The following is an 11,399-nucleotide window of genomic DNA, read 5'->3' as shown; positions in this document are numbered from 1 at the left end:
GTCGCCCGAGCTGGGCCTGTTGGCCGGGGCCGCGTTTGGCGGCGTGCTGGGGGCCTTGTTTGGCATGCTGGCGATCCGCCGCGAGGGCATTTACTTTGCCATGATCACATTGGGCCTGGCGCAGCTGGTGTACTTTGTGGCCGTGCAGATGAAGTTCACCGGGGGCGAAGACGGCATGCAAGGCATTCCGCGCGGCAAGCTGTTTGGCCTGGTGGATTTGTCAGACAACATCGCCATGTACTTCTTTGTGTTTGCGGTGTTCTTGGGCGGGTTTTGGCTGATCCACCGCACCATCCACTCGCCGTTTGGCCAGATTCTGAAAGCCATCCGCGACAACGAGCCGCGCGCCATTTCGCTGGGCTACGACGTGGCCCGCTTCAAGCTGCTGGCGTTTGTGATCTCGGCCTCGCTGGCCGGGCTGGCGGGCTCCATGAAGTCGCTGGTGTTCCAGCTCGCCTCGCTGGCCGATGTGCACTGGCACACCTCGGGCCAGGTGGTGTTGATGACGCTGCTGGGCGGCCTGGGAACCATCCTCGGCCCGGTGGCCGGTGCCATCACCATCGTCAGCCTGGAGGATTTGCTGGCCGACAAGGTGGGCAGCTGGGTCACGGTGATCATGGGCGCGATCTTTGTGATTTGCGTGCTGTTGTTCCGCCGCGGCGTGGTGGGTGAGATCGGGGCTTTGTTGGGCAAGAAACCGGCATCGGGGCCCGCCGGGCACTGAGGTGAATTGCTCCTGTTTTTGATGTCAAAAACAGGAGCTGCTAGCGCAGGTAGTATCTGCGCCATCGGCATTTTTTATGCCTGAAAAATAGCCCTTATTCCAATAATTCGGGCTCCGCCTCTATCAGCTCTTTTTACTAAGTAGAACCTGCACTAGTGTGGTGTTGCACGCTATCTGGAACATAAAACCGCGTCTTTTCACCCATGCTGTCGTTGCAAATCCGCGCCATAGCGGAGCTATGTCTTTGGTTTGCGCCTAAGCCTGGGCAAAAATCCATCCGTTTTATTTGTTCCATCAAGCATGCAACACCACACTAGCAGCACAACCGTAGCCAAGGTACTTGCATAGAGTTTTTGAAAAAGATAGGCCCTTGCCGCGCATGCACATTGCGTAAGCTGCTATCAAAATAAAGTCAGCCGTCTGTAGCCACCATCCTATTCCGCCAAGGTGTGCAGGCTCGGTTGCACGCCAGCCTCAACGCCCCTTGCGCCCCAGCGCCCACTTCACCCCCTCAAACCACAGCAGCCCCACCAGCGCCACCCCCACCGCCGCCAACAGCATCCCCGACGTAGGCTGCTCGAACGCAAACAGGCGGCTCACAGGGGGGATGCCCAGCACGCAGGCCAACAGCAGCACGGTGGCGGCGCTGATCCAACCAAAGTAGCGGTTGCGGGCGGCTCCCTTGCGCCAGGACGGGCGGGTCCAGCTGCGGTTGGCGTAGATCAGGCCCAGGTTGGCCAGCACCAGCACGGTGAACACCAGGGCGCGGGCCATGTCGTCGGAGTAGGTGAGCGCCCGCGCCCCGGCGTACACGCCCAGCAGTAGCGCCAGCAGGCCGCAGCCCTGCCACAGGCCGCGGGCCAGCACGCTACGGTCGAACAGGTGGGCATCGGCGGAGCGGGGTGGCACGGCCATGGCGGCGGCTTCCAGCGGCTCGGCCTCGAACACCACCGAGCAGGCCGGGTCGATGATGAGTTGCAAAAACAAGATGTGTACCGGCATCAGCAGCATCGGCCAGCCCAGCAGCACCGGCACCAGCGACAGGCCAACGATGGGCACGTGCACGCCCACCACGAAGACGATGGCCTTGCGCAGGTTGGCAAACACGCGGCGGCCATAGCGCACCGCCGTGACGATGGAGGCAAAGTCGTCGTTGAGCAGCACCAGGTCGGCGGCCTGGCGGGCCACCTCGGTGCCGCGCGCGCCCATGGCCACGCCGATGTGGGCGGCCTTGAGGGCGGGCGCGTCGTTCACGCCGTCGCCGGTCATGGCCACCACGTCGCCGCGCGCGCGAAAGGCCTGCACCAGACGCAGTTTTTGTTCCGGCTGCACGCGGCAAAACACCTGGGTGGTGGCCAGGCGTTCGCGCAGGTCCGCATCGCTGAGTTCGGCGAGTTCTTGCCCGGTCATGGGCGGGGCATCGGTGGCCAAACCGGCCTGGCGGGCGATGGCCAGGGCGGTGGCGGGGTGGTCGCCGGTCATCATCACCACGCGGATGCCTGCGGCCTGGCAGGCGGCAATGGCCTGGGGTACGTCGGGGCGCACCGGGTCTTGCAGCCCTACCAAGCCGAGAAAGACGAAGTCAAAGTCGTGCTGGTTGCCCGGCAGCGGCGGGGCGGCGAACTGGGCGCTGGCCACGCCCAGCACGCGCAGGCCGTCGGCGGCCATGGCGGCTACCTGCTGCGCAATCTGTTCGCGCTCGGGACCCGGCAGGTGGCACAGGTCGACGATGGCTTCGGGCGCACCCTTGGCGGCGATCAGGTAGGCCTGCTGGTCGGGCGACTGCCAGACGCGCGACATGGCCAGCATGGCGGGCGACAGGGGGTAGTCTTCTACCAACGCCCAGTCGGCGTGCAGGTGCTCGGTCTGGGCCAGCAGCTCAGCGCCCGCGCCGACGATGGCGGTCTCCATCGGGTCGTAGGCGCGGCGGTGGCTGGCCAGCACGGCGTATTCCAGCACGCCGTGCAGCGCTTCGGCCAGAGGGGCGGCGCTGTCTTTCAGGCTGTCATACAGCGCGCTGCCCGACCACAGCCGCCGTACCGCCATGCGGTTGGCCGTCAATGTGCCGGTTTTGTCGACGCACAGCACGGTGGTGGCCCCCAGCAGCTCCACGGCGGGGATGCTGCGGGCCAGCACCTTTTGGCGCGACAAGCGCCAGGCCCCCAGGCCCAGAAACAGGGTAAGGATGACCGGCAGCTCTTCCGGCAAGATGGCCATGGCCAGGGTCAGCCCGGCCAGCAGGCCGCCCAGCCAGTCGCCGCGCAGCAGCCCGTAGGCCAGGGCCAGCGCGGTGGCCAACGCCAGCCCCGCTACCGCCACGGTCTTGACGACGCTGTTGGTCTCGCGCTGGATCGGCGTGATCTCGGTGGCAATGCCTTGCAGCGATTGGCCGATGCGGCCCAGCGCACTGTGCTCGCCGGTGGCCACCACCCGGCCCTGGCCACTGCCCTGGGTGACCAGGGTGCCGGAGAAGGCTTGCACCGCTTCTGCACCACCGGCCTGTCCACCCGCCTGTTTTTGCACCGGCACGGATTCGCCAGTCAGCAGCGATTCGTCCAACGCCAGGTTGGCGGTGTGGGTGAGTTCCAGGTCGGCGGGCACGCGGTCGCCCTCGGCCAACAGCACGGTGTCGCCACAGACCAGTTCACGGGCGGCAATTTTCTGGGTCTGGCCGCCACGCAGTACCAAAGCCAGCGGGCTGGACAGGTCGCGCAGGGCTTCCAGCGAGCGCTCGGTGCGGCGCTGCTGCACAAAGCTGATGCCCATCACCACAAACACAAAGCCCAGCAGCATCAGCGCCTCTTGCCGGTTGCCCAGCACCAGGTAGAGCGCGCCACAGGCCACCAACAGCAGGAACATGGGCTCAGATACCACATCGCCCACCAGCCGCAGCACGCTGCGCGGTTGGGACACGGGGAGGGCGTTGGGGCCGTCCTGCGCCAGGCGCTGCTGGGCTTCGGCTGGGGTCAATCCGGTATGGTCCACGGGAGACAGCCTGCTTGCTGGATCAGGTCGACTTGGACGCTATGGCCGTTACCGGTTGTGCATCGCCCGTGTCATAGGCATTGACCACCGGTGCCTGCCACCACTGGTAGGCCCAGAAACCTAACACCACCGCCAGCACACAAGCTCCCAGGAACGACCAGGTCCGCGTGATCGCCTCCTGCGGCTCGCCCGGCTTGTCGCCTGTGACCATGGCGCGTGCCAGGTTGGCACGGTGCAAAACGCTGGCGACGACGACGCCAGCGATGTGTGCTATCACCACGGCCAACATGGCATTGCCGCCGAGTTCGTGCATCTCCTCGATCCACTCGCCGCCGATGTCGTTGTAGACCGCCCAGCCCGTGGCCAGTTGGCTGAGACCCAGCAGTATCATCACCACGATGGCGACCGCACCAGCCGGGTTGTGCCCGGTGGAGTGCAAGGGCCTGCCCCGCAACATCGATTTGGCATACGCGGCGATTGCGGTGGGGCCACGCAGGAAGTTGGCAAAGCGGGCGTAACGTGTACCCACCAGCCCCCAGAACACGCGAAACACCAGCAGGCCGCCTACGGTATAGCCCAGCGTGATGTGGACCAGGCGCCAGCTCTCCCCCTCGGAGGTGAGGTAGGCCCCTGCAAAACTCAGAGCCAACAGCCAGTGGGCGACGCGCACCGGCACGTCCCAGACCTTGACGTTGGGCCGGTACGTGCGCGGCTTGTCAGGGGCAGCGGGTTCGGTGTTCATTTCGGAATCCTCACGTCGTCTTCATTGAAATTCCCCTTGGCCGCACCCGAATGGCAGGCTAGGCAATTGGCAGCACTGCCGATGGCTACACGCTTCCACGTGGCCGATGGCACCTCGTCGTGCTGGCGAATGAACCACCTTGACTGCGTGATGCGGTCCTGCGGGGGCGTTTCATGCACCTTGCGGAAGGTGTCGGCGTTGGCGGGCAACCATATGGACAACTCCCGCAAGCTGGCTTCGTCGAGCGAAGCGTCGGTACCAAAGTGCTTATTCAGGTGGCCAAGGATGCGCTTCCACGACGCCTGCGGCAGCATGCCTGGTGGATAGGCCATGTGGCAGGCCGCGCATTCCTGCTGGTATTTGGCCGCCGCGTTAACTGTTTGCGACTGGGCCGTGCTCCAGGGCAATGCCAGGCTGATCAAGCCCGCCACCGCAGCCCGTGGCAAGGCGTGGAAAAGCCGGTTTTTGGGAATCATGCAGAAGCTCCTTTTCAGCGTTTGAAGGTCTGGAGCCAAGCCAGTACATCGGCCTTCTCGCCCGCTGTGCACTCCCGTCCGGCCACATCGTTGCAGTTACGCCGGAACCATTTCTCGGTCTTGGCTGCATCCGTAAATCGTTCTGGATTGAAGGCAGGTGCCATGGGTCCAATCACCTTGCCAGTGCTGGCGTGTTTGCCGTCCACCGTCGGGCTGGCGGTATGGCAACTGGCGCATGCCCATTCCTTGCCGTGCTTGGCCGTGAAGAACTGCTGCCCCTTGACTGCAATGCCACTGACATTCGCCTTGGCTTCGTAAGCCGCCTGTACCTCCGCAGGCGTAGCGGAGTGGGCCATTGCCGTGCAAAGGCTAAGTGCTAGTGCGACAGCCCGTGCCCATTTTTGACATGCTTTCATGCATTGCTTTCGGTGAAGCGCATGCCGCTAGGTCTTGTGGGGCACGAAGGCACCGGCAGGCGTCTGGTAGTAGTCGAAGCCCTGCGCCGCAGATTTGCCCTGGCCCACTAACTTCACGTAGTTCATATGGATGACGCTGATTTGCGCGAACGCCGGTTTCTTTTCGATACCGGTCTCGACGGCAGCCACGATCTTTGACGCCTGTGCTTCGCGTTCTGCCGAATGGGTCAACGGACTGCCGCTCACGGTAACCGTGATCTGGTGCGCAGCAGACCGCACCGTTATCGCCTCCCAATCAGCGGCAATGGCTGCGGCTTTCTGCAATGCGGGTATCTCGCTGGCCTGTTGCTTGACCCGTGCAGCGTCGCTGACGGGATCGGCAGCCCATGCGGGCAGAATCACCGATGTAGCAGCTAAGACAACCAAGAGATGACGAGCGATTAGGTTTTTCATAAGAGCTTTCGTTGGATTTCGACAATCCCGCAGTGAGGTTTGCACCCCACGGCTGGCAACTTTGCTAAACGCAGTCTGAGGCCCACCGGCTTGTGCCCCTTGATGCAGGTCAAGGCGGTCCCTGGTACATCTAATTACACAGAGGGTGCAAAGTCTTCGTGCATGACAACGGCGATAGCACCATGGTTTGGGTGCCGTCCTGGGCCAAGCGCGGTTGTGGCTCGGCGGGGCGCATACCCCCTGGACCCAGCATGCCGGGGGGCTATTTCACCAGCAAGACCGGCTGCTGCGCTGCAGCCAGTACGCGCTGCGCCACCGAGCCGATCAGCAGGTCGGCAATCGCCCCGCGACCTTTGGAGCCCAGCACCACCAGGTCGAACTTGCCCTTTTGGGCGCAGTCCAGAATCTCTTTGGCCACGTGGCCGGTGCGCTGCACCATGTCGTGGTGGATGCCTGCGGCATCGAGCAACTTGCGGGCGGGTTTGAGCTCTTTTTCGCTGATTTCGCGCAGGTAGTCGGCCACCGTTTCGTTGCCCACAAAAGCTTTGGCATGGCCCAGCCCGGTGTCATCGTGCACGCTGAGCAGCGTGATGCTGTGCTTGCCCGGCTGCAGCTGGGCCACCAGCTTGGCGGCGTACTTGACGGCGTGCAGGGCAAATTTTGAACCGTCTACGGCAACTAGGATTTTCATCAAAGGCTCCTGTGGGGAAATGGGCGAACCCCCTCAGCTTGAGGCATCTGCAGCGGGCCGCATTGATGCAGGTCAAACGCGGAGGGCGCAGCAGCCTTTGCTTGATGCCGACAAACGCATTGAATTTTTGCAAGCCTTGGTCAAGGATGCGGGTACACCACAACAAACTGGTGAAGGCGTGGGTAGCCCAAAGTCAGACCAAATCGAGTTGTGTTACCTGCCCAGCTTAGGCCCGCAACCCCACCCAGAGGAGCGGCTGAACGCAGATTTGAACCATGAGATCGGTAAACGTGTGCTTGTGCGTCCTATAAAAATGCTCCTGTTTTTGATGTCAAAAACAGGAGCATTCCGTGCAGGTTCTATCTGCGCTGGTGTCGAATTAGAGGCCTGAAAAAAGGCCTTAAATCCTTACATTCCCGCGTAGTTCGGCCCACCGCCGCCTTCGGGTGTCACCCAGACGATGTTCTGCGTCGGGTCTTTGATGTCGCAGGTTTTGCAGTGCACGCAGTTTTGGGCGTTGATCTGCAGCTTGTCCTGGCCGCTGTCGGTTTTGACGAATTCATAGACCCCGGCAGGGCAGTAGCGCGCCTCGGGCCCGGCGTATTTGTGCAGGTTGATATCCACCGGCACGCTGGCATCTTTCAGCGTCAGGTGCGCGGGCTGGTTTTCGGCGTGGTTGGTGTTGCTGATGAACACGCTGCTGAGGCGGTCGAAGGTCAGCTTGCCGTCGGGCTTGGGGTACACGATGGGTTGGCACTCGGCGGCGGGCTTGAGGTAGGCGTGGTCGGGCTTGTCGCGGCGCAGCGTCCAGGGGATGTGGCCGCGCAGAGCGAACTGCTCGATGCCGTTCATCAGCGTGGCGGTGAGCAAGCCCTTTTTGAACCAGGCCTTGAAGTTGCGCGCCTTGTGCAGTTCGGTGTGCAGCCAGCTTTTCTCGAAGGCTTCGGGGTAGGCGCTGAGCTCGTCGTGCTGGCGGCCACCGGTGACGGCGGCGTACGCGGCCTCTGCCGCCAGCATGCCGGTTTTGATGGCGGCATGGCTGCCCTTGATACGGCTCACGTTCAAATAGCCCGCGTCGCAGCCCACCAGCGCGCCGCCAGGGAACACGGTTTTGGGCAGGCTGGACAGGCCACCGGCGGTGATGGCGCGGGCACCGTAGCCCAGGCGTTTGGCGGGTTTTACACCGTGCTCTTCGTCGCCTTCCAGGTACCAGCGCACGTTGGGGTGAGTTTTCCAGCGCTGGAATTCTTCAAACGGGCTGAGGTAGGGGTTGCTGTAGTCCAGCCCGGTGATGAAGCCCAGCGTGACCTTGTTGCCCTCCATGTGGTACAGAAAAGCGCCGCCGTAGGTGCTGTTGTCCATGGGCCAACCGGCGGTGTGCATCACAAAGCCGGGCTGGTGGCGCTTCGGGTCGATTTCCCACACTTCCTTGATGCCTAAGCCGTAGGTTTGCGGGTCTTTGCCGTCGTCGAGTTTGAACTTGGCGATGAGTTGCTTGCCTAGATGGCCGCGCGCGCCTTCGGCAAACACGGTGTACTTGCCCAGCAGCTCCATGCCGATCTGGAAGTCGGCGGTGGGTTCGCCGTCTTTGCCGATGCCCATGTTGCCGGTGGCCACGCCCTTCACCGAACCGTCGGCGTTGTACAGCACCTCGGCGGCGGCAAAGCCGGGGAAGATTTCCACGCCCAGGGCTTCCGCCTGCTCGGCCAGCCATTTCGTCAGCGTGCCCAGGCTGATGATGTAGTTGCCGTGGTTCTGGAAGCAGCCGGGCAGCAGAAAGTTGGGCGTGCGCAGGGCGGATTTTTCACCCAGGAAAATCATCGCATCATCGGTGACCGGCTGGTTCAAGGGTGCGCCCATGGCTTTCCAGTCGGGGAAGAGCTCGGTCAGGGCAATCGGGTCCATGATCGCGCCGCTGAGGATGTGGGCGCCGGGCTCAGAGCCTTTTTCCAGCACCACCACCGACACGTCCGTGCCCTTTTCTGCCGCCAGCTGTTTCAAGCGGATGGCCGTGGCCAGTCCGCCGGGGCCACCGCCGACCACGACCACGTCGTATTCCATCGCTTCACGGGGACCAAACTGGGCCAGGATCTCTTCGTTTGTCATGTCATTCTTTTCGGGTGGGGCGGCTGCCGGAGAGCGGTTACAACAGGATTACCAACGGGACAAAATCGTCGCGATTTTATGCGGACTGGCGCAGGCGCACTGTCACAATCGGGCCATTCCCGAATCATCTTGGAGACATTCGCAATGGCATACAGCATCGATCTTTCGGGCCGCGTGGCCCTGGTCACCGGCGCATCGGGCGGCCTAGGGGCCCAGTTTGCACGTACGCTGGCGCAAGCCGGGGCAGCGGTGGTGCTGGCCAGCCGCCGCATCGACAAGCTCAAAGAGCTGCGCGCCCAGATCATCGGCGAGGGCGGCGATGCCACCGTGGTGGAGCTGGACGTGAGTGACAACGATTCGATAAATTCCGCTGTGGCGCACACCGAAACCGAAGTTGGCTCGATCGATATTCTGGTGAATAACTCGGGCGTTAGCACCACCCAGCGCTTGCAGGACGTGACCGAGGATGACTTCGACTACATGTTCAACACCAATGTGCGTGGCGCGTTTTTTGTCGCCCAGGCGGTAGGCAAACGCATGCTGGCCCGGGCCCAAGGCTCGGCCCCTGGCAGCTACACCGGCGGGCGCATCATCAACATCGCCAGCATGGCCGGGCTCAAGGTATTGCCCCAAATCGGCGTGTACTGCATGAGCAAGGCGGCGGTGATCCAGATGACCAAGGCCATGGCGGTGGAGTGGGGCAAGTACGGCATCAACGTCAACGCCATCTGCCCTGGCTACATCGACACCGAAATCAACCACCACCACTGGGGCACCGAGCAGGGCCAGAAGCTGGTGCAAATGTTGCCGCGCAAACGCATCGGCAAACCGGAGGATTTGGATGCGCTGCTGGTGCTGCTGGCCAGCGGGCAGAGCCACTTTTTGAACGGCGCGGTGATTGCGGCGGACGACGGATTCGGTGCGGCTTAAGCACCGCTGACGTAGCGCCGCACATCCAGCGCCGCCGCCGATTTCTTCTCCACTGGCCAAGGTTCACCATGGAGTTGGGCTGCCAGCAGCTCGGCGCACAGGTGGGCAAAGCTCAGTCCGCGCGAACCCATGGCCGTGCTGACCCACAGGCCGGGGGCGATGGGCCCCACCATGGGCAGACGATCCGGCGCTGCGCAGCGGATGCCGGCCCAGGCCTGCACCGTGCCGTCTTCAAACTGGCTGTGCAGGGCGCTGGCCGCATCGGGCAGCAGCACCTGCAGGCGCTCCCAGTTGGCTTGGTTGTCGGCTGCGGTGATGCTGGCAACGGCGTTGTCGCGTTCGTAGCTGGCCCCCATGACCCAGGTACGGCCATGCGCCGCGGGCAGGTTGGGGATGAAGCTGCCGTGGCCGTTGACGGGGTAGGGCGGCAGGACCTCGGCCCCGCGCCGCCCGATGGACACCTGGCCCCGAATGGGCTGCAGCGGAATCTCAGTGCGGGTGATCGCCCGGCTAGCCATCCCGGCGGCCACTATGACCAACGTGGCTTGTGCCAGCACATCGCCTTGCGCATTCAGTACCTGCCAGCCTTCGGGTGTGGCTTGCAGCCGATCCACCTGTACTCCGCCTTGCCAGGTGATGCGCGCGTGGCTCAGCCAGGCCTGCACCAGGCGTGCAGGTTGAATCCAGCCTGCGTGGGCATGCCACAGGGGCTCGGCATCGGCTTGTTTTTCCTGCACGCCCGAAGGCTGCCAATCCTGGTCCATCTGCAGCAGCGCCTGCGCTTGTTGCAGTGTGGACCGCACGCCGTTGCGTGACAGGCGCGAGGCCAGGTTGTCGTCTTTGGATACCAGTGGTGCCAGCAGCCCGCCGGGCAGGCCGGAAGCGCCGGCCGCCGGTGTTTGGGCGGCATCCAACACAGTCACCAGCCAGCCGCGCCGCGCCAGGCTGGCGGCCACGGCGGCTCCGGCTAGGCCTGCACCTACCACGATGCAGTGGCTGGGAGCCCCTGTTGTGGTGGCTTCGGCCTTGCGGGGCTCCCAAGCGGGGTTGAACTGGCCTTGCAGGTTGTCGCGCTTGGGCGGCACGCCAGGGGTCTTCTGCACTTCGAAGCCACACTGGGTCAGGCTGTCGCGCACGGCGCGGGCAATGGTCCAGGTGGCGACGCAGGTACCACGGCGGCAGCGGCGGGCTACGGCTTTCAGGGTGTGCAGGTTCCAGATGTCGGGGTTGCGTTGCGGGCTGAAGCCGTCCAGGTAGACGCTGTCGGCCTCAAAAGCCATTTCGCGCAGCATGGCCTGGGCGTCGCCTATGCACAGGGTCAACACAACATGGCCATTTTCGAACACCAGGCGGTGAAATCCCGGGGTCAGCCCCCACCACTGGGCATGGAGCTGTGCCGCAAGAGGGTGGAGTTCGGGGTCGAGGGGCAAACTGCGCTGCAGATCGTCGGCGTCGGCGGGCCAGGCTTCGATCGAGACGAAATGTAAAACCTGGGGCCGCTGCGGGTCGGCCCGCCAGCCGGCCCAGGTGACCAGAAAGTTCAGACCCAGGCCAAAGCCGGTTTCCAGGATGCGCCACTGCGGCTGGGCGGCCCAGGCAGCGGGCAGGCCGCAGCCGTGGAAAAACACCTCGCGGGCCTGCGCTAGCCCGCCACCTTCGCTGTGGTAGCGGTCGTTAAAGCGCGGGCTGAACGGCGTGCCGTCGGCTAGCCATTCGATGGCCTCGCTCAAGATCAGGCGCTGGGCGGCACGTAACCCTGTGCGGCATCGGCACCGCTGCCGAAGAAGTGGTTCTCCATCTGGCGGGCCAGGTACTGGCGGGCGCGCAGGTCGGCCAGGTTCAGGCGGTTTTCATTCACCAGCATGGTTTGGTGCTT

General features: G+C 63.7%; 11 protein-coding genes and 1 pseudogene. 3 read left to right on the top strand and 9 right to left on the bottom strand.

Annotated features, from left to right (window positions below):
- Positions 1 to 724 (top strand): branched-chain amino acid ABC transporter permease (locus tag ABI213_RS08600; RefSeq protein ID WP_348026756.1); only part of this gene is annotated, 724 nt, incomplete at its 5' end.
- Between the two features lie 474 nt (positions 725 to 1,198).
- Here ABI213_RS08600 and ABI213_RS08595 read toward each other — a convergent pair.
- From ABI213_RS08595 to ABI213_RS08570, 6 genes are all read right to left on the bottom strand, one after another.
- Positions 1,199 to 3,709, bottom strand: coding sequence for a cation-translocating P-type ATPase (locus tag ABI213_RS08595; RefSeq protein ID WP_348006173.1), 2,511 nt, complete (start codon positions 3,707 to 3,709; stop codon positions 1,199 to 1,201).
- Positions 3,710 to 3,731: 22 nt separating this feature from the next.
- The gene (locus tag ABI213_RS08590) at positions 3,732 to 4,451 is read right to left on the bottom strand and encodes a cytochrome b/b6 domain-containing protein (protein ID WP_348006172.1); all 720 of its coding nucleotides are present in this window, start codon (positions 4,449 to 4,451) and stop codon (positions 3,732 to 3,734) included.
- A complete protein-coding gene (locus tag ABI213_RS08585; RefSeq protein ID WP_348006171.1) occupies positions 4,448 to 4,927 on the bottom strand; it encodes a diheme cytochrome c in 480 nt (159 codons plus the stop codon). Before ABI213_RS08585 ends, ABI213_RS08590 begins: the two co-directional genes overlap by 4 nt.
- A 14-nt stretch (positions 4,928 to 4,941) precedes the next feature.
- On the bottom strand, positions 4,942 to 5,283 hold the full coding sequence (locus ABI213_RS08580) for a DUF1924 domain-containing protein (RefSeq protein WP_348006170.1): 342 nt from the start codon (positions 5,281 to 5,283) through the stop codon (positions 4,942 to 4,944).
- A gap of 87 nt (positions 5,284 to 5,370) precedes the next feature.
- Positions 5,371 to 5,796 (bottom strand): hypothetical protein, encoded by a 426-nt coding sequence (locus ABI213_RS08575; RefSeq protein WP_348006169.1) that lies wholly within the window; start codon positions 5,794 to 5,796, stop codon positions 5,371 to 5,373.
- Positions 5,797 to 6,058: 262 nt separating this feature from the next.
- Positions 6,059 to 6,487 (bottom strand): universal stress protein, encoded by a 429-nt coding sequence (locus ABI213_RS08570; RefSeq protein ID WP_348006168.1) that lies wholly within the window; start codon positions 6,485 to 6,487, stop codon positions 6,059 to 6,061.
- 103 nt (positions 6,488 to 6,590) lie between these two features.
- Here ABI213_RS08570 and ABI213_RS08565 point away from each other — a divergent pair.
- Positions 6,591 to 6,791 (top strand): annotated as a pseudogene (locus ABI213_RS08565) (IS630 family transposase); the annotation flags it as partial.
- Positions 6,792 to 6,895: 104 nt separating this feature from the next.
- Here the strand turns inward: ABI213_RS08565 and ABI213_RS08560 are convergent.
- The gene (locus ABI213_RS08560; protein ID WP_348006167.1) at positions 6,896 to 8,593 is read right to left on the bottom strand and encodes an electron transfer flavoprotein-ubiquinone oxidoreductase; all 1,698 of its coding nucleotides are present in this window, start codon (positions 8,591 to 8,593) and stop codon (positions 6,896 to 6,898) included.
- Between the two features lie 144 nt (positions 8,594 to 8,737).
- Between ABI213_RS08560 and ABI213_RS08555 the strand changes: the two genes are divergently transcribed.
- Positions 8,738 to 9,523: an SDR family oxidoreductase gene (locus tag ABI213_RS08555; protein ID WP_348026754.1), complete on the top strand. Its 786-nt coding sequence runs from the start codon at positions 8,738 to 8,740 to the stop codon at positions 9,521 to 9,523.
- Here ABI213_RS08555 and mnmD read toward each other — a convergent pair.
- Both mnmD and ABI213_RS08545 read right to left on the bottom strand, forming a co-directional pair.
- On the bottom strand, positions 9,520 to 11,253 hold the full coding sequence (mnmD, locus tag ABI213_RS08550) for a tRNA (5-methylaminomethyl-2-thiouridine)(34)-methyltransferase MnmD (RefSeq protein WP_348006165.1): 1,734 nt from the start codon (positions 11,251 to 11,253) through the stop codon (positions 9,520 to 9,522). The genes ABI213_RS08555 and mnmD overlap by 4 nt on opposite strands.
- A gap of 2 nt (positions 11,254 to 11,255) precedes the next feature.
- On the bottom strand, positions 11,256 to 11,399 hold a 144-nt coding region (locus ABI213_RS08545), incomplete at its 5' end, for a Fe(2+)-trafficking protein (RefSeq protein ID WP_348026758.1).

It is taken from the genome of Rhodoferax sp. (assembly GCF_039922535.1).
Lineage (GTDB): Bacteria > Pseudomonadota > Gammaproteobacteria > Burkholderiales > Burkholderiaceae_C > Rhodoferax_B.
This window is presented reverse-complemented; position numbering and strand designations above follow the sequence as displayed.